Raw genomic sequence first — 22,253 nt, 5'->3', positions numbered from 1 at the left:
ATGTTGACAATGAATTATGAACTTTTTATTTTTTACAGAACGTAAAACAACTTAAATAAACATAAATTTTAGTGATATTGATAGAAGGATGCCGCTGAAAATCGTGCGTTGTTACAAATCTCTGCCTGTATATTCTTTCAAGAAGGCTGCAAAGCGCTTTTAAGCCCCCTTTACTTTGTTTTTATAAAAAAGTATGGTCATTTTCTATGGTTTGCTATATAATTTATAACGCAGAGGGGGAAATGAACGTGCAACACAATTTTTCGGCCTATTTTAAGGGGATTTCATTCAGAAGGTACCTGCTTATGCTGGCAGGAAATTTGCTGATTGGCGTAGGCATCAGCATCTTTAAGCTGTCGGGCCTTGGCAACGACCCGTTCAGCGGCATGACCATGGCGTTGTCTGATTTTCTGCATATTCCGTATGCGCATTTTTGGCTTTTGCTGAATATTGTACTGTTTGCAATTGAGTTTTTTGCGGGACGGTCTTTTGTTGGTATTGGTACCATCATCAATGCCTGCCTGCTCGGGTACGTTTCCAGCTTTTTTTACGAGGTTTGGCTGCAAATGGGGCTGCTTCCGGTTGAATTTTGGCAGCAGCTCGTCATTGTATGCATCGGGGTGCTTGTGTCGAGCATGGGGGTGTCGTTTTATCAGACCTCCAATATCGGCATTTCGCCCTATGACAGTTTGTCGCTCATTATAAACCGCCGGCTGCCGCGGGTTCCATATTTCTGGTGCCGCATGTCAACAGATGTGCTTTGCGCGGCAATCTGCTATGCGGCGGGGGGAATTGTCAGCTTGGGCACGCTGATCAGCGCCTTCGGCCTGGCGCCGCTGATCCACCTTTCCAATAAGCTGGTTGCGGTTCCTCTGCTTGCTCAGAAGCAGACGGGCGCGGCCGAGGCTGCTGAATAGCTGGGCTTTCAATAAAAAAGCGGGCAGCCGTCATGCTGCCCGCTTTTTTATTTGAGGCTCAGCCCGGGAAATATCCGGGTACAGTGGGTGTCAGTTCCCTTCATAGAGGGTTTGCAGGAGGTTCAGCAACGCCTTCAGCTCAGCCGTTTTCAGCAGGCTGAGCGCCTCGAATTGCCGGCAGGAGAGGACGGGCACGGGGTGCCGTTCGCTGAAAAAGCAATCGGAGGGAACATTCAGCTGCTTGCAGATTTCTATATGCAGCGACAGGGATGGATTTTTGCACATGCTTTCAATCTTGGAGAAATGCTCGGAGCTGATGCTGATTTTTTCTGAAAAGCTTTGCTGGGTTAATTTATGTGCTTTACGAAAGGTGGATAATCGTGTGACATAAAGTTCATTCATCTTTCTTTTCCTCTTCTAAAATCGACAAAAAATACTCCAGCGATTTTTGGGCCCGGCTGCGGTCAATAAGATTTAAATAGTCGTCTATGGCATATAAAAGGAAGCGCTTATCAATATCCTGAAGCAGGACGTCTGTAGGGACTTTCAGTATCTCTGCCATTGTCTCAAGGGTGGTCACGGTTGACATGCTTTTTCCGCGGAGAATAGCATGCAGCTGCTGAACGGTAATTCCAATTTTGTCAGCAAAGGCGGCCTTTGAAATGTTTCTCTTAACCAGTAAAAGCTCGATTTGTCTTCCGTAGTCATTCATGTCGGCACCACTCTTTATCCCCATATTTTAAAAATTATATTATAAGATTTATTATACAAAAAACCTAAAACTTCAAAAATGTTCCTGTAGTTTACATATTAAATTAAAAGGGCGGTTTGGCTTCATAAAGTGACATGTTTCATGTTTTTATTATGCTAAAATTAACTCACATTAACAGGTTGGTTGAATGAGGTAAATATCGGCAGGAACAAAAGGGATTTTATAAAAAAGGGCTGAAAAGGGATCAGCGAAAAGGAGGAGCTCATATGGCGATGAGAAAGATCTATCGTGAACTGGCAAAAAAATATGGGGTGCCGGTAAAAGAGATCCAGCGGGATATGCAGGCGGCAATTGAGATGGCCTGGCACGCCTGCCCGGCTGACGGCGTTACAAGTGCTTATCAAAGGCGGGTGCCCAGCAAAAGCACGGTGCCGAGCGTAGAGGAATTTATCTGCTATGCCTCCGGGCAGGCGGTTAAACGAGTTTGATGAAGGGCCTTACGGCCTGCCTGGTGAGCGGAATCCAAACGGACGGATTCCGCTCATTTTTTATACAAATCTTTTTTCAGTATAGCGAACAGAGGGGCAGGCGGCTGGTTCAACTATCCATTGGTAGTATATCCCCCTGTGCGGCCTCTTCCCGGGCTCCGTCCGTTTTATCACGGGGCTGTTCGCTGAAGCGGACATATGGTATAATAGCAGCGGGGTTTTAGCTTATGTAAAGCCGGTGCGCGGTGATGGCCGCGGCGGCGAAACGGCGGGCTGAGATGAAAAGGCTTTTATCTTTGCTGCTCCGGTGGTTTCTGCTGGTGCAGAGCCGGGATATTTTGCATAAAAACGAGGGGGAGTAAGAAAGTGGATAGGCAGGCTTTGCCGGCGCTGCGGCACTGCTATTTGTGCAGCGGAATGACGGATGAACAAATTTTGCAATTTATGGACCTGGCGCCCGGCACGATAAAGCTCTATGAAAAAGGAAGCCTGGTGTTTCAGCAGGGAGACAAGCCGGAAAGATTATTTGTATTAATTAAGGGGAAGGCCTGCATTTCCCGAGATACGCTGGCGGGAAAAAGGCTGCTGATCGCAACCATTGACAGACCGGGGGATGTTTTTGGGGAAGTTTATTTATTCATTGAAGAGCCTTATGAAGTGCAGGCAGAGGCAGAGGAAAGGTCCGTGGTGCTGGAGCTGCCGGGAACAGCCTTTACCGCGGGCACAGCGGCCCCCGCGGCGCTGGGAAACCTGTTAAAAAATAATCTTCTGCGCGTCTTTGCGGGCAAAGCCTATACGCTGAGCAACCGGGTTCGTGTGCTTGGCTGCGGCTCCATACGGGAAAAAATTGCCCAATACCTGCTTCAGCGGCATAGCGATGGCCCCGGCGGCGTCCCTTCGCGCGAGCAAATGGCGGAATACATGAACGTAGCCCGGCCTTCTCTGTCACGGGAGCTAAGCCGTATGCAGGAGGAGGGGATCATTGAGCTGTCCGGACGGGAAATTACGGTCAAGGACCAGGAGCGCCTGGAAAGTTATTTATAGGGCGCCATTATTTTTTATTTTGTAAAAATTTAGTATTTCTATTTTTCGTAACCAATGTTACGGAGTGAAGCCGCGGTTTATGCTATGATAAAAACATCAGAAGCAAGGGTTCAGGAAAGGAGTTTTCATAGATGCAGGAGATTATGAAAAATATTCGTAAGGCAGAGGCGCTCAAGCTGAAGGATGAGCTGCAATATCAGGAGGGCCAGGTGGTCAGCAAGACGCTCATACAAAATGAAGCTGTCAGCATCACCCTGTTTTCCTTTGCTAAAGGGGAGGAGATCAGCACACATGAATCCGGCGGCGATGCGTTGGTGCTGTGCCTGGACGGCGAAGGGCTTATTACGATTGACGGAGACCCGCATGTACTGCGAGCGGGGGAATCCATTGTCATGCCCGCCCGCCACCCGCACGCCGTGTTTGCCAAGGAACCGTTTAAAATGCTGCTGGTGGTAGCGTTCGTTCACTCATAAAAGGAGGAGTAGCTGATGCTTCGCAAGATCATTCGCATAGATGAGGAAAAATGCAACGGCTGCGGTGCGTGCGCGGCGGCCTGCCATGAGGGGGCCATCGGCATGGTCAACGGCAAGGCCCGGCTTCTGCGCGACGATTATTGTGACGGCCTAGGCGATTGCCTGCCTGTGTGCCCAACGGCGGCCATCACGTTTGAAGAGCGGGAAGCGGATGCCTATGATGAGGCGGCGGTAAAGAAAAACCGGGAAAAACAGCATGCTGCCGGTTTTTCCGGGTGCCCTGGCAGCCGGGCCGGGGTTATCCGGCGGCCGGCGGCAGAGCAGGCCGCCGCGCCTGCCGGATACGGCGGGGCATTCTCATACCTCGCGCAATGGCCGGTGCAAATAAAGCTGGCGCCGGTGAATGCGCCCTATTTTAATGGCGCCAGGCTGCTGGTAGCCGCCGACTGCTCCGCCTATGCCTGCGGGGACTTTCACCAAAGGTTCATGAAAAACCATGTGACACTAATCGGCTGCCCCAAGCTGGACGAGGGCGACTACAGCGAAAAGCTCGGCGATATTATCCGCAGCAACGATATTAAAAGCGTCACGGTGGTCCGCATGGAGGTTCCCTGCTGCGGTGGGCTGGAAAACGCCGTAAAGAAAGCGCTGCAAAACAGCGGCAAGTTTATTCCATGGCAGGTGGTAACCCTGGCCAGAGACGGCAGCCTGCTGGACTGACGGAAAACGTTCAAACCCCGCGTACCCGATTATTCGGGTACGCGGGGTTTTTTACATCCCGGCGGAGTGGCGTATAACCGGTTTGTTTTGAGGAAAAATGATGCTGGCTATGTAAAATATTCTCTGAAAATTATGAAGAGCTTCAGCGGCTGTCATGGGGAACGGCGCTTATTAAGGGCGGAATCGGTCAATTTTGCACTGGTTTTGCCGGAAATAAGCGCGGGGCGGACAAAAGCGGCTTTACATAGTTTTAACATAGCCTGGATTTTAGATTTTACACAGGCGCAGTATACTCAAAGCAGACTTAAGAAAAGAAAATGTAAAGGAGTTTTCATGATGAAAAAGATTTTGGCTGTGCTTTTAGCCGGCGTAATGCTCTGCGGCTTTGCGGCTTGCTCCTCCAGCGGGGAAACCTCCTCCACGGGAAGCGCCTCCTCAGGCAATACCGCTGCTGGCTCTACCGCTCCTTCTAACGAGGCGCTCAGCGGCATTGTCAAGACCGGCGGCTCCACCTCGGTTGAAAAGGTGATGAACGCGCTGATCTACCAGTTCCAGGATGAAAACCGGGATGTCACCGTCAACTATGAGATGAATGGCTCCGGCGACGGCATTCAGGGTGTAATCGACGGCAAGTATGAAATCGGCCACTCCAGCCGTGACCTGAAGGATGAGGAAAAGGAGGCCGGCTTGGAGGGGACCGCTTACGCAATTGACGGCATCGCGGTTGTGGTAAACGCCCAGAACGGCGTTACCAACCTGACCAAGGACCAGCTGCTCAAGATTTACAGCGGCGAAATTACCAACTGGAGCGAGGTCGGCGGCTCCGACGCCCCGATTACGGTTGTGACCCGTGAGTCCGGTTCCGGTACGCGCAGCGCCTTCACAGAGATCATCGGCATTGAGGATATTGTCTCTACCGCGACAGAATGCAAGGACACTGGCTCGGTTCAGACCACGGTTTCTCAGAACGCCAACGCAATTGGCTATATGTCCTTCTCCGACATGGATGAATCCATGGTAAAAGCGGTTGAATATGAGGGTGTTGCCATCAGCACGGATGCGCTGAAGGACGGCAGCTATGCGTTACAGCGCTCTTTCCTGCTGGTCACCAAAGAGGGTGCGGAGCTTTCCCCCGCCGCGCAGGCTTTCATTGACTTTGTGCTGAGCGACGCGGGCCAGAAGCTGGTCACGGACAACAGCTTGATCTCCGTTAAATAACAGTTTTCTTCCTTTAAGACAGCAACGGGAACTCGGGCTCGCAGCGCGCGTGGAGGCGCAAGGCTTGTCCGGGTTTTCGGCGTGCTGAAGCGGGATGTTGAATTTCAGATTAGAAAGGTGGAAATCGGATGCGGACGAAAGAGAACGCCGGCAATTCCATCAAAAGAGCGGCAAAAAGAAAAGCGCTGACAGAGCGTGTCATGAATATTCTCTTTTTTACGTGCGGCCTGCTGGCGGTCGTCAGCGTCGTGTTTATTACGCTGTATATGGTGGTTACGGGAGGGCCTGCTATTTTAAAAATCGGCGTCGCCGATTTTTTGCTCGGCAGCGAATGGTCCCCGGAAAATAATGTCTTTGGCATTCTTCCCATGATTCTGGCTTCCCTGGTGGCAACGCTGGTTTCGGTGCTGATTGCCGTTCCAATCGGCGTGTTTGTGGCGGTGTTCCTTTCGCACATTGCCCAGAAGCGCCTCGCGGCAATTGTAAGGCCGATGATTGACCTGCTTTCCGGTATTCCCTCGGTGGTGTACGGCCTGCTGGGCGCTATTTTGATTGTCCCTATGATTTTCCGCCTGCAAGAGAGCCTTTCCATGCCGACGGGCGGCTGCCTGCTTTCTGCCATCATTGTACTGGTCATCATGATTCTGCCTACAATTATCAGCGTGAGCGAGACGGCCCTGCGCGCGGTGCCGCGTTCCTATTATGAGGCTTCCATGGGGTTGGGGGGCTCAAAAATTCAGAGTATTTTCCGCGTGGTGGTCCCGGCTGCGAGAAGCGGAATTGTAGCGGGTATGGTGCTGGGGACAGGTCGTGCGATTGGTGAAACCATGGCGGTCATGATGGTGGCCGGCAACGCGGTTATTCTGCCGGAGCTGCTCAAGCCTGTTCGCCTGCTGACGGTCAGCATACCGTTTGAATGGGCCTATTCTAGCGGAATACATAGAGAGGCCCTGTTTGGAATCGGCCTGGTTCTCTTTGTATTCATCATGATTATTAACTTTACCCTCAACGGAATTTTGAAAAAGGGAGGAAAGACGGAATGAAGCCTGTTTCCTCTTTAATGAAAAAAAAGCGCCGTTTAAGCGACATCATTCTTTATGGGCTGATTTATTTTTTCTCAGCCGCGATTTTGCTGATGGTCCTTTACTTCATCGCCTATATTCTCTGGAATGGCATACCCATGCTGACGGGCGCGTTTTTGACAACGGCGCCGAACCCCATTGAAAAGACCGTCGGTATTTTGCCGGCAATTATCAATACGGCTTATATCATCGTGCTGTCTCTGCTCATCTCGGTGCCGGTGGGCGTTGGCGGGGCCATTTACCTGAACGAGTACGCAAAAAACAAGCGGCTTATCCGGGTCATTGAGTTTACAACCGAAACGCTGGCGGGCATTCCCTCCATTATTTTCGGGGTGTTCGGCTATGTCTTTTTCTGCACGGCGCTGAACCTGAAGGTTTCCCTGCTGTCCGGTGCGCTGACGCTGACAATTATGGTGCTGCCGACCATCATCCGCAATATGCAGGAGGCCCTCAAGGCCGTGCCGAAGAGCTACCGCGAGGGCGCGGCCGGCCTGGGCGCCTCCAAGTGGTACACCATTCGCACTATTTTGCTGCCGGCTGCGATGCCGGGGCTGATTACCTCTATTATCCTGGCAACCGGGCGCATTGTGGGCGAGTCGGCGGCGTTAATCCTGGTAGCGGGCGGCAGCGCAATCTATATGCCGCGCGGCAATATCCTTGAGCAGATGATGGGGTCCGGCGCCACGCTTTCGGTGGAGCTGTACCGCTATGCCTATTCGCAGGGTAAAAATGACGTGGGCTTCGGCATTGCCGCGGTGCTGCTGATTATTGTACTGGTTTTGAACCTGCTCACGCGCTGGATCAGCCGGCGGCTGGAAAAGAAAAATCAGAAATAGGAGGGGAATGCTGTGGAGAGTAAATTATATGCTAGGGATTTAAACCTCTACTATGGCGACAACCATGCGCTGAAGGGGATTAATCTGGATATAGAGGAAAAACAGATCACCGCTTTTATCGGCCCCAGCGGCTGCGGAAAGTCAACCTTTTTAAAGACGCTCAATCGTATGAACGACCTGGTCCCGGGGGTTAAAATTACCGGACAGGTTGTTCTGGACGGCGAAAATATATATGCGCGGGAAGTGGACGTAACCCTGCTGCGCAAGAAGGTGGGCATGGTGTTTCAATCACCGAATCCATTCCCAATGAGCATTTACGACAATATTGCCTACGGCCCGCGGCTGCACGGCATTCGCCGCCGTCTACAGCTGGATGAGATTGTAGAGAGAAGCCTGCGCGGCGCGGCTATTTGGGACGAGGTCAAGGACCGTTTGAAAAAATCGGCGCTGGGGCTTTCGGGCGGCCAGCAGCAGCGCCTCTGTATTGCCCGTGCGCTGGCGGTGGAGCCGGAGGTTCTGCTGATGGACGAGCCGACCTCCGCGCTGGACCCGATTTCCACCATGAAAATTGAGGAACTGATGAGCGAGCTGAAAAAGAACTACACGGTGGCTATTGTGACACATAATATGCAGCAGGCGGCAAGAATTTCCGATAAGACGGTGTTCTTCCTGCTGGGTGAAATGATTGAATGCGGAAAAACAGAGGAGCTTTTCTCCATGCCGAAGGATAAGCGTACCGAGGACTACATCACGGGGAGGTTTGGTTAATGAGAATCCAGTTCGACCAGCAAATGGAACGGCTCCATGTTGAGCTTATCCGCATGGGGAGCCTGTGCGAGGAAGGCATCGCGCTTTCCGCCAAGGCTTTACAGGAGAAAAATCCGGCTTTTTTGCAGCGGATAGCCGCCGTGGAGGTGGAGATCGACGACAAGGAACGCGAAATTGAGGACCTTTGCATGCGGTTGATTTTACAGCAGCAACCGGTCGCCCGGGATCTGCGCTTTATCTCCGCGGCAATGAAGATGATCTCGGATATGGAGCGCATTGGCGACCAGGCGGCAGATATTGCCGATCTGGCCCCGTATATTGTGGAAAATAATTCCCAGAGCAAGGTGCACATCGGCGACATGGCGCTGGCAACCGTGAAAATGGTGACCGACAGCGTAGAGGCCTTCGTCAAAACGGATGCCGGGCTGGCAGAACAGGTTATTGCCGCGGACGACGAGGTGGACGGGCTGTTTAACCAGATAAAGGAGGAATTGATGCAGCTCATCTACAGCCGTGAAATCGACGCCAAGGCCTCCATGGATCTGCTGATGGCAGCCAAGTATTTTGAGCGCATCGGCGACCACGCCGTCAATATTGCGGAGTGGGTGGAATTTTCCATCAGCGGGCAGCATAGAAAATTGTGATTTACCCCTGTTTTATGGTACAATGGCTACAAGCTGCGGGCTTGCAGCACAGCAGCGCTCTGTCAGGGACGCCCTCCCTGCGCGTTGCGCGCTTCTGACTCTTCTGCTTGGCGGCCTGCAAGCCGGGCTGAACCGCAATTTTATTTTACTGTAAGAGAGGTGAGCCGCGTGATCTATCTGCTTGAGGATGACGATAATATCCGCGAGCTGGTCATTTATACATTAAACAGCCAGGGACTCGAGGCGGAGGGGTTTTCAAAGCCTGCTGATTTCTGGGCAGCTATGGAAAAAAAACTGCCGGCGCTGGTCCTGCTGGACATCATGCTGCCGGAGGAAGACGGCATTCATATTTTAAAACGCCTGCGCGGCGCTCCGCCCACCCAGCGGCTGCCCGTTATTCTGCTGACGGCAAAGGGCAGCGAGTATGACACGGTGCTGGGCCTGGACAGCGGCGCGGACGATTACATTCCTAAACCGTTCCGAATGATGGAACTGCTCTCGCGCGTGCGCGCGCTGCTGCGGCGGACGAAGGAGCCGGCGGAGCGCACGGTGGAGTACCGGCTGGGCAGCCTTTATGTTTCTCCCGCGCGCCATGTCGTACAGGTTGGCGGCGAAGAGGTTGCGCTGACCCTGAAGGAGTTTGAGCTGCTCTGCCTGCTGCTGGCGGAACAGGGGACGGTTCTGACCCGCGCGCAGCTGCTTGACCGTATTTGGGGCTATGAGTTCGACGGCGAGAGCCGTACGGTGGATGTACACATCCGCACCCTGCGGCAAAAGCTCGGGGATGCCGGCAAGTATATTGAGACCATCCGGGGGCTCGGGTATAAGATCGGTGGTGAGAAGAAATGACCAAACGGATATTTCGCGCTGTATTTTTGGTTTCAGCGCTTGCGCTGGCAGTAGGCCTGGCGTTTCTGATGGTGGTCCTCTATCAGTTTTTCGGCGGACAATTGGAGACGGAGCTGAAAAACGAAGCCTCTTATTTGTCTATTGCGGTTGAAAACGATGGTGCGAAGGCCCTGGAGGAGCTGCCGGAGCATGCGGAGCGCGTTACCCTGATATCAAAGGATGGGGATGTTCTGTTTGATAACCGTGCGGATGCCTCCGAAATGGAAAATCACGCGGAGCGTGAAGAAATCCGGGAGGCTAGGGAACGGGGCTACGGCCAGGCGGTGCGTACCTCCAACACGCTGGCGGAAAAGACAGTTTATTACGCGCTGCGGCTGGAAAATGGGGATGTTCTGAGAATATCCAGCACGCAATATACGGTTGCCGCACTGCTGGGCGGTTTGCTGCAGCCGGTGCTCCTGGTTTTGATTATGGTGCTGATTCTGTCCGGCATTTTTGCCTCACGGGCTTCCAAGAAAATTGTTAAGCCGCTCAACGAGCTGGATTTAGACGACCCGGAGGCAAACGAGACCTACGATGAGGTCGCGCCGCTTTTAGGAAAAATCCGCAATCAGCAGCGTACCATTCAGCAGCAGCTTTCGGCGGCAAAGCGGCAGCAGCAGGAGTTTTCAATTATTACGGAAAATATGAGCGAGGGCCTGCTGGTCATTGATAAGCAGACGGATCTGCTCTCCTTTAACAGCAGCGCGCTGCGCATTTTAGGGGCAAAGGCGGCGCCGCAGAACCAGAGTGTACTCACCCTGAACCGCAGCGAACCCTTCCGGCGGACGATTGATGCCGTTTTGGCTGGGGGACACCGGACCGAGCTGCTGCAAGTACAGGACGGCTTCTGCCAATTGATTGCCAACCCGGTTCTGCGCCGGGGAGAGGTGGCCGGCGCGGTTTTGCTGCTGGTGGATGTCACCGAGCGCATTCAGCGTGAGAACCTGCGCCGGGAGTTTACCGCTAATGTGTCCCATGAGCTGAAAACGCCGCTGACGTCGATTTCCGGCTTCGCGGAAATTATTCAGGACGGCTTTGTCAAGCAGGAAGACATTAAAAAATTCGCGGGCAAAATCTTTGACGAGGCTCAGCGCTTGATTGTATTGGTGGGGGACGTTATTAAGATCTCCCAGCTTGACGAGGGCTGCCTGCCCTACGAAGAGGAGGAGGTCGATCTGTTCCAGGCTGCTGGCGAGATTCTGCAGCGGCTGCATGACCCGGCCCAGGAGAGGGGCGTTTCATTGCACCTGGAGGGGGGCCATATAATTCACCAGACCGTAAAACCAATCCTGGAGGAGATCCTTTATAACCTCTGCGAAAATGGAATCAAATATAACCGCGAGGGCGGCTCGGTTACAGTTACAGTCCGCCGGGGCGAGGACGGCGCGGAGATTTCTGTGAAGGACACGGGAATCGGTATTCCGAAGCCGCAGCAGGAGCGCATCTTTGAACGCTTCTACCGGGTGGATAAAAGCCATTCTAAAGAGGTCGGCGGCACCGGCCTGGGGCTGTCGATTGTCAAGCATGGCGCTGCCTACCTGGGGGCTGGCGTGAGCGTGCACAGCGAACCGGGCCAGGGCAGCGAGTTTATCCTTGCCTGGAGAGGTAAAAAATAATATGGAACAAAAAAACGCGGGCATAGCCGAAAGGCAGTCCGCGTTTTCCTATTGTCTTGAGGCATAATGAATATTCCGGGCCGTATCAGGGCAGTGCCTAAATATCAAAAGAGAAAGCCTAGTGGGCTTTCTCTTTTGACGCGCCGCTTAGTCCCGCCATTTAAAATTAGTCGGTTTTACCGTGTTGTCAAGCTTATCAAAACGGTAGCCTTCCTTCTTTAAGCCCTCAATAATCCGCGGCATAACGTCGAGCGTTGTCTTTTTCGCAGAGGTATTGTGGAAAAGGATGATGACCTTATCCTTGCCCTGCACGCCGTTCATCACATTTTGATACAGCTTGTCCGGCGGCACATTGTTGGCATCCGCGTCGCCGGAAGAGACGTTCCAATCGTAATAGGTATAGCCTCGGCGGTTCATCTCGGTAATAATTTCCTTATAGGTCGCTTTATTATAGGAATTGATGCTGCCGCCGGGATAGCGGTAGATGGTGGGCTCCACACCGGTGGCGTTATAGATGAGGTCGCGCTCACGCTGAAAGTCTGCCAGGTAGGCGTTGGGCGATTGGTAAATGTCCTTATATTGGTGAGAATAGCTGTGAACGGCCAGCGTGTGCCCGCGCTTGACGGTCTCCTGCAGGGCGGTAATGTCCTCCGGCGAAGATTTGCCGATGACGAAAAAGGAAGCCTTGACGCCGTATTGGTCCAATACGTCCAGCAGTGGGACCGTGTAGCAGGAGGGGCCGTCGTCAAAGGTCAGGTAAGCGACCTTGTCTCCTTCAGCATGCGGCGTGTATTCAGGCTTGTCCACATACAGGCCCGGGAAGGGATCCTCCCCGCTGGCAGGGGGCTTTGAGGCCGGCGGGGAGGCGGGCTCCGCGGCACTGGAGCCGGTTGGTGGAATAGCGGAGGCGGGCTCGGAAGAAGCTGTGGAGGATGCTGAAGGGGAAGAAAGCGCGCTTTCCGGCGCTTTGCTCTCTGGCAGGGAAGAAAGCGCGGAGTCCCTGCTCTCGCTGACGCCGCCGGAGGCAGCGGAAGAGCTGTCCCCCAATATTCCGCCCAGCGCGCCGATTCCACTGTCCATAATTCCGTAAACAATCAAAATCGCTGCCGTAAGGCAGACTACAGCCAGCGCGCCGCGCAAAATATTTTTGTGGGGCGGCGGCGAGCCGTATTGGCGCTGATATTTCATAAAGTCCCTCCCTGAAAATATTTTGCCGTTTTATAAATTTATTATAGTGGAATCCGGCGAATTTTGACAGTTAAATCTTTGTAACCTGCGCACGAGTGTTTTTCTTGATTTAAGCCTTGTGTTTTACCGGCAAATAGGGTATAATACTTAACGGGCAATTTTGTTGCCCCATTGGATGGCCGGGGACACTGTTTTATTTCAGCTTTTAAAAAGCAAGGCAGAAATCGTGTCATAGGATATGCAGACGGGCGGGCTCTGTGCGACGAGATGCCGCGAACCATGTCAGGCGGGGAACCGAGCAGCATTAAACGGATTATTTTGTGCGATGCAGGTTGTCTGTCCGTCTGTATATCCTACTACATGAAAGCCGAAAGGCGCTCTGTCTTGTTTTTTTCTTGGTTTTTGCAAATGGCGGGGCGCTTTTTTTAACAGCTGGCGATTTCCGGCCGATTTCCGGTTTGAAACGAGGTGAAGTCGATGTACCAAGTGTTGTACCGCAAATGGCGGCCCAAGGTTTTTGCCGATGTCGTCGGGCAGCCGCAGGTTACAGTTACCCTGAAAAACGAGTTGATGTCCGGGCGGATTTCCCACGCCTATCTATTTACAGGGTCGCGCGGAACGGGAAAGACCACCTGTGCCAAAATTCTGGCAAAGGCGGTCAACTGCCTGAATCCGCGGGATGGCGACCCGTGCGGGGAATGCGAGATTTGCCGCGGAATTGAAAGCGGCTCCATCATGGACATTGTGGAGATTGACGCCGCCAGCAACAACGGCGTGGACAATATCCGTTCCCTGCGTGAAGAGGCCAATTATACGCCTTCGGCGGCAAAATACCGCGCTTTCATCATTGACGAGGTACACATGCTCTCCATCGGCGCGTTCAATGCGCTGCTGAAAACGCTGGAGGAACCGCCCCAGCACGTGATTTTTATTCTGGCGACGACGGAGGTTCATAAAATACCGGCAACCATCCTGTCGCGCTGCCAGCGCTTTGATTTCCAGCGGATACCGCCGCAGGAAATTGCCGGGCGCTTGTCCGAAATTGCCGGGCGGGAAGGGGCGGCGCTGGAGGATCAGGCGGCGCTGCTGCTTGCCAAGCTCTCAGACGGCGCGATGCGGGATGCGCTTTCCCTGCTGGATCAATGTCTGGGCCGCAGTTCGGACGTCACCGTCGATGTCGTTACAGAGACGGTGGGCCTGGTGGGCCACGATTATCTGTTTAAGCTGGTAGATGCGGTGAATGGGGAGGACGCTCCCACAGCACTGAATCTGTTGGATCAGATGTACCGGGGCTCCAAGGATATGACAAGGCTCTGTGAGGAGCTGTCATCCCATTATCGGGGGTTAATGCTGGTAAAGACAATGAAAAATGCGGCGGAAATTCTCACCGTAACCGCGGAGGAGTACGCGGCTATGCAGAAGCAGGCGGGCGAGGTTTCGCTGTCGGCTGTTCTGCACTGTATGGCGTTGCTGCAAAGCACGCTGGAACGCCTTTACCATGGCGGGGACAAACGGATTGAAATGGAGATGACGCTGCTCAAGCTGTGTACCCCTGCGCTGGATGCCTCGGCGGATGCCCTTTTGCGCCGGATTGAGGCGTTGGAGCGCGGTGGGGCCAGGGGGGCGCCCCATGAAAGCGGCCGTACAGCAGCGGGCGGATGCGGTGGAGGCCCCTGTGGCTGCGGCGCAAAATGCGGCGCCTGAAGCGGTATTTGAAACGGCGCCGGGGTCCGAACGTGAAGAACCGCCGGTTCGGGCGGGGAACGTGATGGCTGCTGCCGAGCCGTTTCAGGAGTGGCCTGAAATCCTACAGCTGCTCAAGGAGCAATTCCCTTCCGTTTCAGCGGCTTTTCAGGGGTCAAAGGCCTACATGAGCGGTGAGTATATCCTTATTGAGGCCAAGGATATGGCCTTTGAGCTGCTCCGCCGCCCCAATCAGCGCATGAAAATGCGTGAGGCCATTCAGCAGGTCACGGGCCGGGTTTATAAGCTGGGGCCCTATCGGCCGCCGCAGGCCGAAAAGGAAACGGAGCGGGACCCCCTGCTGGAGCTGGCAGACCTCGCGGCGCAGGCCGGTATTGATGTCATTCAAAAATGAGGCGGCCTTCCCTCTTTAAAGCAGGGGGGAGAACAGGCCCCAATATGGATTCAGTTTTAACGACGGAGAAAGGATGTTGAACAGATGAAAGCAAGATTACCACAGGGATACGGCGGTGGAGGCCCTTCTAATATCCAGCAGCTGGCAAAGCAGGCGCAGAAAATGCAGGAGGAGATGGACCGTGTAACAACCGAGCTGGAAGAAAAGGAGTATAAGGCTACTTCCGGCGGCGATGCGGTAGAAGCCGTTGTAACCGGCAAGATGGAGCTCAAAACACTGACCGTTAAGCCGGAGGTCGTTGACCCCGAGGATGTGGAGATGCTCAGCGACCTGATTATTGCGGCGGCCAATGAGGCCCTGCGCGCAGCGGCGGCCGATAAGTCGGAGCAGATGGAAAGGCTCTCCGGCGGACTGAATGTACCGGGCTTATTCTGATTATAATGGGTACATATAATGTTGCGCCGCTTTCTAGGCTGGTAGAGCAGTTTGAGCAGCTGCCAGGCATTGGGCATAAAAGCGCCCAACGGCTTGCCTACCATGTCCTGGGCCTGTCCCAGGAGGGGGTGCAGGCACTGACTTCGGCCATTCAGGAAGCGCATGATAAAATTCATTACTGCAAAATTTGCTGCAACCTGACGGACCAGGAGCTTTGCCCGGTGTGCAGAAATGAAAGCCGCGACAAAAGCATTATCTGTGTGGTGGAGGACCCGCGCGATGTAACGGCGCTTGAGCGCACGCAGGAGTTTAACGCCACCTACCATGTGCTGCATGGCGTGATTTCGCCGCTCAATGGCATGGGGCCGGACCAGCTCTGCATCAAAGAGCTGCTTGCCCGGGTGCATGCCGGCGGGGTGCAGGAGGTCATCATGGCGACGAACCCCACTGTGGAGGGAGAGGCGACCGCAATGTATATTTCCCGCCTGATTAAACCGCTGGGGGTAAAGGTAACGCGCCTTGCCTACGGGATTCCGGTGGGCGGCGACCTGGAGTATGCCGACGAGGTAACGCTTTCCCGCGCGATTGAGGGCCGCAATGAGCTGTGACGGCAGAAAACGGAGAATCTGGCAGGTTGGCTTGCTCAGCCTGCCGGTTTTGGGGCTGCTGGCCTGGCTGTTTTTAACGCCGCTCTTGCTGGAGTGGGCGGCGGCGTTCCCGCGGTGCCCCGTCAAGGAGCTGACAGGGCTTCTCTGCCCCGCCTGCGGCAATACGCATTGCGTCATGGCAATGCTGAAGCTGGATCTTTTGACGGCCCTGCGCGCCAACCTTTTCCTTCCTTGCCTGGGGGTGTTTCTGCTGGCGGGCTATGTGGAGCTTGTGATGCGTGCATTTGGCCGTCCGGTACGGCTGTTGCCGCGCAGGCCTGCCTTCTACTGGTGTGCACTGGGCTTTTTTCTGCTATACTGGATTCTGCGCAATTTCCCGGCGTTTGATTTTTTACGGCTGTAATATTCATCGCCGGACAAAAGTGCCTCGGTTGAAAGCTTTCAACCGAGGCACTTTTACGCTTGAGGACAGAGGAAAATCAGGGGAAGCCCGCGCCGCTAGGAATTCCTATCCTGTGTGCTTTGCTGCTCAGCCTGGCGGATTTTCGCCCGTCCAAAGAAGAGGATGCCGGCCCCGGCGGCAAACAGCAGGATCAAGCTGAGAATGCAAGGGAGGAGCGCCCGGTGGCCGCGGTGATGACCGAGATCAGAAGAGGGCCCATCACAGTGGCGAATTTGCCGAAAATATCAAAAAAGCCAAAGTACTCGTTGCTCTTCGCCGGCGGTACCAGCTTGCCGAAGTGCGAGCGGGAAAGCGCCTGAATGCCGCCCTGCACGGTGCCGACCAGAAAGGCCATAATCCAGAATAAAATCTGCGCATTGGCAATGGATTCAGCGCTGCCGCCGGCGTTTTCGACACTGAAGCCCATGTAAAAGCCCAGCACACAGATGCAGAAATACAGCACAATAGCAGAGAGAATCATCGGCAGCGAGCCAAACCGTTTAGAGAGGCGGCCGAAGAGAATAGAGCAGGGGACGGCGACCACCTGCGTGACAAGCAGGGCAAGAATCATGCCGGTCTGGTCCAGGTTCAGCGTTTCTCCGTAGGAGGTCGACATGTGAATAACGGTGTTTACGCCGTCTATATAAAAGAAATAGGCGATCATGAACAGGAAAATGCCCTTGTTTTTAAAAATATCGCGAAAGGTGGAGCCGATATTGCGGAACGCATCGGAGACAACGTGCGCCTTCTTTTTTTCAATATAATATTTCTGTTTGACGTTTTTTAGCATAGGAATGCTGAAGATTCCCCACCACACGGAGGTTAATACCACGCAGAGCTTGACGGCGGCCGGGTTGCTCATACCCATTGCCAGCAGGATGCCGATTGAAATCAGGAAAGGAATGGTGCTTCCGCCGATATATCCCATCGCATACCCCCAGGAGGATACCTTATCCATCCGGCCGCGGGTGGTGACATCCGTCAGGAAGGAGTCGTAAAACAGACAGGACCCGGCAAAACCAATATAGGAAAGAATGTAGCCGGTAAGCAGCAGCTGCCAGATATCAAAGACAGCCATCAGCAGGGTAAACAGCACGCCGAACAGCACAAAAAAGCTGAACAGCTTCTTTTTCATACCCTTATAGTCTCCCAGGGCCCCGAGCAGCGGAGCCAGCAAGGCGACCACAAGCGTGGCAATGGAGGTGCCGTAGCCCCACCACTGCAGGCCGGTTGTATCCTGCCCGCAGACGGAAGTGAAATAGATGGGGAAAATAGCCGCCATGATGTTGGTTGCGTAAACGGAGTTGGCCCAGTCATACAGAATCCAGCTTTTCTCCGTCCGGGTAAATCTCCCTTCTCGCGCCTGTCCTTTCATTTTAAAACAACCTTTCTTGTGTTTCTGTTATTTCTTATTTTTGTTGCAACGGCGGTGAAAATCATTGGAATGGAGCCGAGGCGGCAACTGTGATGCAGCGAAATTCCCCGCCGCAGTTGGTGGCATCGCCCTCCTGCCAGGGCCGCACTGCACAGTAAAAATGGTAAAGCACGCCGTTGTGGCGCAGCACACAGGCCTTATGGGCGTGTGTGCCGTCCAGCTCACCCGCTTGGCCATGGGAAAGGAGGGGGCCTTCGCATTTTTGCCAATGCAGCAGGTCCTCCGAGACGGCGAGGCCATCCTGTGCGTGCCTGCCGTCAAAGCCGTAGTAGAAGTTCAGCCATTGGTTCCCGCTGTGTACCACCCAGGGATCGGAGACAAATATACTGTCCCAGCAGCCTGGCGACACGGGGAGCAGTGGGTTGCGCGGGCAGCGCTCCCAGTGCAGCAGGTCCTCCGAAAAAGCCGCTCCGGTCTGCTCCAGCCAAGGCTCTCCCTCGGTTTTCGCATTGTAAAACATATAATAACGGTTGTTATGCGTGACAACACAGGACTTATACAGGCCGCCCTTTTCCCAGTCCGCGCCGTCCTTCCAGGAGAAGACAGGCTGCTCCAGCCGGGTCCAGTTCATCAGGGTTTCATCCTCTGTCCAGGCCAAGCCGATCTCCGCCGGGCCGGCTTCGTAGCCAGTTTGGGGGTAGGAGTGGTAGACCATCCAATATTTCCCGTCGATTTTTTTCAGACGGGGCAAGGTGTCCAGTTCATTGTCCTCCAAAATAATCCAAACACCGGCGGCGCCGATGCTGTCCCAGGCACCGGGCGTTTTCCGGCTGAGAATTACGCCCTTTCGCTCCCAGTGCAGCAGGTCGCCACTGGTGGCCAGCGCGGTTTGGTACCCTTCGCCGTCAAAGCCGATATAAGTCATGTGGAACTGCCCGTTGTGGAAAAAGACAAAGGGCGCGTCTACCGCCAGTGCGTCGAAGCTGCCCGGCTTTCCAGACCCGGCCAGCACGGGGGCCCCGTATTTGTAAGGGGTCCGGTATGTTTGCAGGTAAGCGTTTGCAGCAAAATCCATCTAACAGCCCTTCCCTTTCACTTTATAAAAGTTATTACACTATTATGAATTATAAGCGGCGGCTGTGTAAATGGCAAGCAAAATTATGGTAAAGCCGCCGTTTTATTCCCGCAGCTCCGGCGGCGGAGGGAGGCGCTGCCCTCCAAATAAGAAAAAGAGCGCATTTTGTCTTTACTTTATTACAATAATGTGTTAATATAATACCTGTTTATTAGAACAAATTTGCTTGAACAGCAGGGCTGTTTGACTATCTTGAAGGAGGAACCCCTTTTATGAAAAAGTTATTAGCGTTAGCGCTGGCGGGCGCGATGATGCTCTGTGCCGGCTGCTCACAGGGAGAGGCCGGCAGCTCCGGCACGGCTGTCGATGATTCCTGGACCAAAATCGAAGAGGCCGGAAAAATCAAACTGGGCATGGACGACGCCTTCCCCCCTATGGGCTATACAGACCCTGAAACCGGTGACATTATCGGCTTTGACGTGGATGTTGCCAAAGAGGTTTTTAAGCGCCTGGATGTGGAACTGGAGCTTTGCCCCATTGAGTGGACCCAAAAGGAAACAGAGCTTAACAACGGTGAGGTTGACCTGCTGTGGAATGGTTACAGCTCTACCCCCGAGCGTGCTGAAAAGGTAAACCTGAGCGTACCCTATATGAAGAATAACCAGATCATCCTGGTTAAGGACGACTCCAGCTATCAGTCGTTTGCGGACCTGGCAGGCAAGACGGTTGGCGTTCAGGCGGATTCCTCCGCAGAGGTGGCGTTGGACAGCGACGAGGCGAAGGCGTTTAAGGATTCGCTGAAGGAAATTGTGCCGATTGACGACTACAGCAAGGCGATTTTGGAAATTAAGAACGGTACGATTGACGCGATTGCCATCGACGAGGTGGTGGCCCGCTTCTATATCAATAACGAACCCGGCGCTTACCGCATTCTGATGAAGGACAGCGATAATGTGGAGTCTCTGGCGGTCGAGGACTACGTCATTGGCTTCCGCAAGGGAGACGATGCCCTGAAGAGCAAGGTCGAGGAAACGCTGAAAGCCATGGCAAAGGACGGCAAACTGGCCGAGATTTCCGAAAAATGGTTCGGCGAGGATGTCACCACAATTTCCAAGGACTGATTTTCAAGGTTCATGGGGCGGCGGACAAAGCTATTGTGTACCGCCCTCTTTTTATACAGGCGATGAAGTGCAAAGGAGTGTAACGCCGCTGTGAACTTACAAGTGCTGCTGGAAAATATGCTGGAGGCCAGCGGAGCAACGCTGGGAATCTTTTTTCTAACGCTGCTGTTTTCCCTGCCCCTGGGCCTGCTGCTGGCTTTTGGCCGGATGAGTAAGCTGAAGGTCGTTAATATCCCGGTCAAGATCTACATATTGGTTATGCGTGGTACACCGCTGATGCTGCAACTGATGTTTGTGTTTTATGCGCTTAATCCGCTGATTGGTATTCAGCTGCCCCGCTTCGAATCGGCGGTGGTGGCCTTTACCCTGAACTATGCCGCGTACTTCGCGGAAATTTACCGGGGTGGGATTGAGAGCATGCCTGTAGGGCAGCATGAGGCCGGGAAGGTTCTTGGCTTTACAAAGGCGCAAACCTTCATCCATGTGATTCTGCCGCAGGTGGTAAAGCGTATTTTGCCGCCGATGGGCAATGAATTTATCACGCTGGTCAAGGACACCTCTCTGGCACAAACTATCAACGTCATTGAGATTATGCGGGTGACGGAGAAGTTCGCCTCCTCCGCGGTTTCTGTGGTGCCCTTTGTTGTGGCGGCTGTATTTTACCTGGTAATGAACGGTGTGGTAAGCCTGTGTTTCTCACGGGCGGAGAAGCATTATGACTATTACCATTAAGGAGGGGCCCGGCGGTGGATATGCTATCGGTTGAAAATGTACGGAAGAGCTTTGGCGGGCTGCCAGTGCTGAAGGGGATTTCCCTGGAGGTCAGGCAGGGGGAGGTTCTGGCTGTCATCGGCCCCTCCGGTTCCGGCAAAAGCACCCTGCTGCGCTGTATTACTCAGCTCGAGCGCGTTGATTCCGGTAAAATTACAATTTGCGGAGAGACGCTGGTCTCAAATAATGAGCAGGAAAAGGCAGTTTATGCGGATAAGCAAACCCGTGTGAAAATTGGGCTCCATTTGGGCCTGGTGTTCCAGAATTTTAATTTGTTCCCGCATTTTTCTGTTCTTCGGAATGTTACGGAGGCGCCGGTTCGCGTGCTGAAGAAGAATAAGGCAGAGGCGGAGAGAACGGCCCGCGCCCTGCTGGAAAAGATGGGGCTGGCTGACAAGGCGGACGCTTACCCGTGCCAGCTGTCCGGCGGGCAGCAGCAGCGGGTTTCCATAGCGCGTGCGCTGGCAATGAACCCGGATATTCTGTTTTTTGATGAGCCCACCAGCGCGCTGGACCCGGAGCTGACTGGCGAAATTCTCAAGGTCATCCGTGAACTGGCGGCTGAGCACATGACAATGGTGGTCGTTACGCATGAGATGAAGTTCGCGCGCGATGTGGCGGATCAGGTCATCTTCATGGACGGTGGCAATATTGTGGAGCAGGGAACGGCGTCAGACGTGTTCGGCTCCACCAAAGAAGAACGCACAAAGGCCTTTCTGTCCCGCTTTAATGAGGATTAATAAGGGCCCTGGTCAATTAGCTTACGATCTTTATATTGTAATAGGGCAGGCGAGCTTTCCTGGGGAGGGGCTCGTCTGTTTTTTTATGCTGTGCCGTATATTTGGCTGTCTTTAAACCGGCGCCGGGCGTGGCACTACCCTGGTTATTTTTATGAAGCCCTCGAAAATAAGGGAATAAATACTTGACAAACAGAATACAATATATTAATATATGAACAGATAATCATATGAAAGGGTGAGAAAACGTGGAAGATGCATTTGACCGCTGCGAATATTTATTTGTTCACGAGGACGTGGTCAAACGGGTGAAAAGTGAAATGCCGCCGGATTCGGCGCTGTATATGCTGTCGGAGCTGTTTAAGGTCTTCGGCGACCCTACCAGGGTCAAAATACTTTATGTATTGCTGGAGAGCGAGCTGTGTGTTTGTGACATTGCCCAGCTTCTAGGGCTTACGCAAACGGCGGTTTCCCATCAGCTGCGGGTGCTGAAGAATAGTAAGCTGGTGAAATTCCGGCGGGAGGGCAAAAGTGTGTTTTACTCCCTTGCAGACGATCATGTCCACAGCATCATCGCCCAGGGGCTGGAACACGTAAACGAGTGATCGGGTTTTTCTTAAGCTTATCGATTTTGCCTTATTTCCGCTAACGGTAAAAAGCAATATTAGGCGGATGAAGGCGGCCCATGAAGCGTGCAGAGGGCCAGTGTTCTGCCGTTGCCAAAGCGTTAATAATTATATAATTTTGAGAGGGGTCTTTAAAATGAAAAAAACGTATAAGCTCAGAGATTTGGATTGCGCCAACTGTGCACAGAAGATGGAGGAAGCTATTCGCAAAGTGGAGGGCGTCGAGGATGCAAGCGTTAATTTTATGCTGCAAAAAATGACGGTTACAGCGGATGAAGCCAAGATGGATGAAATTATGAAGAAAATTGTCAAGGTCTGTAAGAAGGTAGAGCCTGATTGTGAGATTTTATTATAAACGGCTGCAAGAG

The 22,253-nt window shown here is 53.4% G+C and carries 27 protein-coding genes and 1 other RNA gene; 23 read left to right on the top strand and 5 right to left on the bottom strand.

Going from position 1 to position 22,253, the window contains the following annotated elements; all coding sequences use genetic code 11:
- The first annotated feature begins 305 nt into the window (after positions 1–305).
- Positions 306–917 (top strand): YczE/YyaS/YitT family protein, encoded by a 612-nt coding sequence (locus DPQ25_RS03590; protein ID WP_242978206.1) that lies wholly within the window; start codon positions 306–308, stop codon positions 915–917.
- A gap of 90 nt (positions 918–1,007) precedes the next feature.
- On the opposite strand, the gene DPQ25_RS03585 is transcribed toward DPQ25_RS03590, so the two are convergent.
- Positions 1,008–1,319: a helix-turn-helix domain-containing protein gene (locus tag DPQ25_RS03585; protein WP_112331781.1), complete on the bottom strand. Its 312-nt coding sequence runs from the start codon at positions 1,317–1,319 to the stop codon at positions 1,008–1,010.
- The gene (locus tag DPQ25_RS03580; protein ID WP_177576817.1) at positions 1,312–1,629 is read right to left on the bottom strand and encodes a helix-turn-helix domain-containing protein; all 318 of its coding nucleotides are present in this window, start codon (positions 1,627–1,629) and stop codon (positions 1,312–1,314) included. The genes DPQ25_RS03585 and DPQ25_RS03580 overlap by 8 nt, the downstream gene beginning before the upstream one ends.
- Before the next feature lie 266 nt (positions 1,630–1,895).
- Between DPQ25_RS03580 and DPQ25_RS03575 the strand changes: the two genes are divergently transcribed.
- From DPQ25_RS03575 to DPQ25_RS03525, 11 genes are all read left to right on the top strand, one after another.
- Complete coding sequence (locus DPQ25_RS03575) at positions 1,896–2,117, top strand: sporulation initiation factor Spo0A C-terminal domain-containing protein (RefSeq protein WP_112331779.1); 222 nt, start codon at positions 1,896–1,898, stop codon at positions 2,115–2,117.
- A gap of 366 nt (positions 2,118–2,483) precedes the next feature.
- Positions 2,484–3,161 (top strand): Crp/Fnr family transcriptional regulator, encoded by a 678-nt coding sequence (locus DPQ25_RS03570; protein ID WP_112331778.1) that lies wholly within the window; start codon positions 2,484–2,486, stop codon positions 3,159–3,161.
- Positions 3,162–3,292: 131 nt separating this feature from the next.
- Positions 3,293–3,634, top strand: coding sequence for a cupin domain-containing protein (locus DPQ25_RS03565; RefSeq protein ID WP_112331777.1), 342 nt, complete (start codon positions 3,293–3,295; stop codon positions 3,632–3,634).
- A gap of 15 nt (positions 3,635–3,649) precedes the next feature.
- On the top strand, positions 3,650–4,354 hold the full coding sequence (locus DPQ25_RS03560; protein WP_112331776.1) for an ATP-binding protein: 705 nt from the start codon (positions 3,650–3,652) through the stop codon (positions 4,352–4,354).
- A gap of 336 nt (positions 4,355–4,690) precedes the next feature.
- Positions 4,691–5,572, top strand: coding sequence for a phosphate ABC transporter substrate-binding protein (locus DPQ25_RS03555; RefSeq protein ID WP_112332031.1), 882 nt, complete (start codon positions 4,691–4,693; stop codon positions 5,570–5,572).
- Positions 5,573–5,700: 128 nt separating this feature from the next.
- A complete protein-coding gene (pstC, locus tag DPQ25_RS03550; protein ID WP_112331775.1) occupies positions 5,701–6,615 on the top strand; it encodes a phosphate ABC transporter permease subunit PstC in 915 nt (304 codons plus the stop codon).
- The gene (pstA, locus tag DPQ25_RS03545; RefSeq protein ID WP_112331774.1) at positions 6,612–7,490 is read left to right on the top strand and encodes a phosphate ABC transporter permease PstA; all 879 of its coding nucleotides are present in this window, start codon (positions 6,612–6,614) and stop codon (positions 7,488–7,490) included. Before pstC ends, pstA begins: the two co-directional genes overlap by 4 nt.
- A gap of 12 nt (positions 7,491–7,502) precedes the next feature.
- Positions 7,503–8,258: a phosphate ABC transporter ATP-binding protein PstB gene (gene pstB / locus DPQ25_RS03540; protein WP_112331773.1), complete on the top strand. Its 756-nt coding sequence runs from the start codon at positions 7,503–7,505 to the stop codon at positions 8,256–8,258.
- Positions 8,258–8,902, top strand: coding sequence for a phosphate signaling complex protein PhoU (gene phoU / locus DPQ25_RS03535; RefSeq protein ID WP_112331772.1), 645 nt, complete (start codon positions 8,258–8,260; stop codon positions 8,900–8,902). Before pstB ends, phoU begins: the two co-directional genes overlap by 1 nt.
- Positions 8,903–9,070: 168 nt before the next feature.
- The gene (locus DPQ25_RS03530) at positions 9,071–9,751 is read left to right on the top strand and encodes a response regulator transcription factor (protein ID WP_112331771.1); all 681 of its coding nucleotides are present in this window, start codon (positions 9,071–9,073) and stop codon (positions 9,749–9,751) included.
- Positions 9,748–11,409 (top strand): sensor histidine kinase, encoded by a 1,662-nt coding sequence (locus DPQ25_RS03525; protein ID WP_112331770.1) that lies wholly within the window; start codon positions 9,748–9,750, stop codon positions 11,407–11,409. Before DPQ25_RS03530 ends, DPQ25_RS03525 begins: the two co-directional genes overlap by 4 nt.
- 147 nt (positions 11,410–11,556) lie before the next feature.
- On the opposite strand, the gene DPQ25_RS03520 is transcribed toward DPQ25_RS03525, so the two are convergent.
- Complete coding sequence (locus DPQ25_RS03520; protein ID WP_242978205.1) at positions 11,557–12,597, bottom strand: polysaccharide deacetylase family protein; 1,041 nt, start codon at positions 12,595–12,597, stop codon at positions 11,557–11,559.
- 246 nt (positions 12,598–12,843) lie between these two features.
- Here DPQ25_RS03520 and ffs point away from each other — a divergent pair.
- From ffs to DPQ25_RS03495, 6 genes are all read left to right on the top strand, one after another.
- An RNA gene (ffs, locus tag DPQ25_RS03515) (signal recognition particle sRNA small type) lies at positions 12,844–12,942 on the top strand.
- Positions 12,943–13,074: 132 nt separating this feature from the next.
- On the top strand, positions 13,075–14,301 hold the full coding sequence (dnaX, locus tag DPQ25_RS03510) for a DNA polymerase III subunit gamma/tau (protein ID WP_242978204.1): 1,227 nt from the start codon (positions 13,075–13,077) through the stop codon (positions 14,299–14,301).
- Positions 14,228–14,695, top strand: a complete 468-nt coding sequence (locus tag DPQ25_RS14985; protein ID WP_242978203.1) for a hypothetical protein — start codon at positions 14,228–14,230, stop codon at positions 14,693–14,695. Before dnaX ends, DPQ25_RS14985 begins: the two co-directional genes overlap by 74 nt.
- Positions 14,696–14,779: 84 nt before the next feature.
- The gene (locus DPQ25_RS03505; RefSeq protein WP_112331769.1) at positions 14,780–15,130 is read left to right on the top strand and encodes a YbaB/EbfC family nucleoid-associated protein; all 351 of its coding nucleotides are present in this window, start codon (positions 14,780–14,782) and stop codon (positions 15,128–15,130) included.
- Positions 15,131–15,135: 5 nt separating this feature from the next.
- Positions 15,136–15,738 (top strand): recombination mediator RecR, encoded by a 603-nt coding sequence (recR, locus tag DPQ25_RS03500; protein ID WP_112331768.1) that lies wholly within the window; start codon positions 15,136–15,138, stop codon positions 15,736–15,738.
- On the top strand, positions 15,728–16,141 hold the full coding sequence (locus DPQ25_RS03495; RefSeq protein WP_112331767.1) for a DUF2752 domain-containing protein: 414 nt from the start codon (positions 15,728–15,730) through the stop codon (positions 16,139–16,141). The genes recR and DPQ25_RS03495 overlap by 11 nt, the downstream gene beginning before the upstream one ends.
- Before the next feature lie 190 nt (positions 16,142–16,331).
- On the opposite strand, the gene DPQ25_RS03490 is transcribed toward DPQ25_RS03495, so the two are convergent.
- Entirely contained in the window at positions 16,332–17,555 is a 1,224-nt protein-coding gene (locus DPQ25_RS03490; RefSeq protein WP_242978202.1) for an MFS transporter, read from the bottom strand.
- Between the two features lie 61 nt (positions 17,556–17,616).
- Positions 17,617–18,630 carry a glycoside hydrolase family protein gene (locus tag DPQ25_RS03485; RefSeq protein ID WP_112331766.1) on the bottom strand — a complete coding sequence of 338 codons (1,014 nt, stop codon included), beginning with the start codon at positions 18,628–18,630 and terminating at the stop codon, positions 17,617–17,619.
- A 272-nt stretch (positions 18,631–18,902) separates the two neighbouring features.
- Here DPQ25_RS03485 and DPQ25_RS03480 point away from each other — a divergent pair, with 272 nt between their 5' ends.
- The 5 genes from DPQ25_RS03480 (at position 18,903) to DPQ25_RS03460 (ending at position 22,240) form a co-directional block, all read left to right on the top strand.
- Complete coding sequence (locus DPQ25_RS03480) at positions 18,903–19,751, top strand: amino acid ABC transporter substrate-binding protein (protein ID WP_112331765.1); 849 nt, start codon at positions 18,903–18,905, stop codon at positions 19,749–19,751.
- Between the two features lie 90 nt (positions 19,752–19,841).
- Positions 19,842–20,483, top strand: coding sequence for an amino acid ABC transporter permease (locus DPQ25_RS03475; protein WP_112331764.1), 642 nt, complete (start codon positions 19,842–19,844; stop codon positions 20,481–20,483).
- Between the two features lie 14 nt (positions 20,484–20,497).
- A complete protein-coding gene (locus DPQ25_RS03470; RefSeq protein ID WP_276527370.1) occupies positions 20,498–21,262 on the top strand; it encodes an amino acid ABC transporter ATP-binding protein in 765 nt (254 codons plus the stop codon).
- Positions 21,263–21,507: 245 nt separating this feature from the next.
- Positions 21,508–21,864 (top strand): ArsR/SmtB family transcription factor, encoded by a 357-nt coding sequence (locus tag DPQ25_RS03465; protein WP_242978201.1) that lies wholly within the window; start codon positions 21,508–21,510, stop codon positions 21,862–21,864.
- Between the two features lie 157 nt (positions 21,865–22,021).
- Positions 22,022–22,240: a cation transporter gene (locus DPQ25_RS03460; protein ID WP_112331763.1), complete on the top strand. Its 219-nt coding sequence runs from the start codon at positions 22,022–22,024 to the stop codon at positions 22,238–22,240.
- Positions 22,241–22,253 lie beyond the last annotated feature (13 nt).

The organism is Hydrogeniiclostridium mannosilyticum (genome assembly GCF_003268275.1).
GTDB classification, from domain to species: domain Bacteria; phylum Bacillota; class Clostridia; order Oscillospirales; family Acutalibacteraceae; genus Hydrogeniiclostridium; species Hydrogeniiclostridium mannosilyticum.
The sequence above is the reverse complement of the archived record's forward strand: the minus strand, read 5'-3'. Positions and strand labels throughout refer to the sequence as shown.

Bases quoted from the DNA above. Each gene is read 5' to 3' on its own strand.
- DPQ25_RS03520 (WP_242978205.1), bottom strand. From the start codon at position 12,597: ATGAAATATCAGCGCCAATACGGCTCGCCGCCGCCCCACAAAAATATT.
- pstA (WP_112331774.1), top strand. From the start codon at position 6,612: ATGAAGCCTGTTTCCTCTTTAATGAAAAAAAAGCGCCGTTTAAGCGAC.
- DPQ25_RS03565 (WP_112331777.1), top strand. From the start codon at position 3,293: ATGCAGGAGATTATGAAAAATATTCGTAAGGCAGAGGCGCTCAAGCTG.
- DPQ25_RS03525 (WP_112331770.1), top strand. From the start codon at position 9,748: ATGACCAAACGGATATTTCGCGCTGTATTTTTGGTTTCAGCGCTTGCG.
- dnaX (WP_242978204.1), top strand. From the start codon at position 13,075: ATGTACCAAGTGTTGTACCGCAAATGGCGGCCCAAGGTTTTTGCCGAT.
- DPQ25_RS03485 (WP_112331766.1), bottom strand. From the start codon at position 18,630: ATGGATTTTGCTGCAAACGCTTACCTGCAAACATACCGGACCCCTTAC.
- DPQ25_RS03555 (WP_112332031.1), top strand. From the start codon at position 4,691: ATGAAAAAGATTTTGGCTGTGCTTTTAGCCGGCGTAATGCTCTGCGGC.
- pstC (WP_112331775.1), top strand. From the start codon at position 5,701: ATGCGGACGAAAGAGAACGCCGGCAATTCCATCAAAAGAGCGGCAAAA.
- DPQ25_RS03590 (WP_242978206.1), top strand. From the start codon at position 306: ATGCTGGCAGGAAATTTGCTGATTGGCGTAGGCATCAGCATCTTTAAG.
- DPQ25_RS14985 (WP_242978203.1), top strand. From the start codon at position 14,228: ATGAAAGCGGCCGTACAGCAGCGGGCGGATGCGGTGGAGGCCCCTGTG.
- DPQ25_RS03505 (WP_112331769.1), top strand. From the start codon at position 14,780: ATGAAAGCAAGATTACCACAGGGATACGGCGGTGGAGGCCCTTCTAAT.
- DPQ25_RS03585 (WP_112331781.1), bottom strand. From the start codon at position 1,319: ATGAATGAACTTTATGTCACACGATTATCCACCTTTCGTAAAGCACAT.
- DPQ25_RS03495 (WP_112331767.1), top strand. From the start codon at position 15,728: ATGAGCTGTGACGGCAGAAAACGGAGAATCTGGCAGGTTGGCTTGCTC.
- DPQ25_RS03560 (WP_112331776.1), top strand. From the start codon at position 3,650: ATGCTTCGCAAGATCATTCGCATAGATGAGGAAAAATGCAACGGCTGC.
- DPQ25_RS03460 (WP_112331763.1), top strand. From the start codon at position 22,022: ATGAAAAAAACGTATAAGCTCAGAGATTTGGATTGCGCCAACTGTGCA.
- recR (WP_112331768.1), top strand. From the start codon at position 15,136: ATGGGTACATATAATGTTGCGCCGCTTTCTAGGCTGGTAGAGCAGTTT.
- DPQ25_RS03490 (WP_242978202.1), bottom strand. From the start codon at position 17,555: ATGAAAGGACAGGCGCGAGAAGGGAGATTTACCCGGACGGAGAAAAGC.
- phoU (WP_112331772.1), top strand. From the start codon at position 8,258: ATGAGAATCCAGTTCGACCAGCAAATGGAACGGCTCCATGTTGAGCTT.
- DPQ25_RS03575 (WP_112331779.1), top strand. From the start codon at position 1,896: ATGGCGATGAGAAAGATCTATCGTGAACTGGCAAAAAAATATGGGGTG.
- DPQ25_RS03580 (WP_177576817.1), bottom strand. From the start codon at position 1,629: ATGAATGACTACGGAAGACAAATCGAGCTTTTACTGGTTAAGAGAAAC.
- DPQ25_RS03480 (WP_112331765.1), top strand. From the start codon at position 18,903: ATGAAAAAGTTATTAGCGTTAGCGCTGGCGGGCGCGATGATGCTCTGT.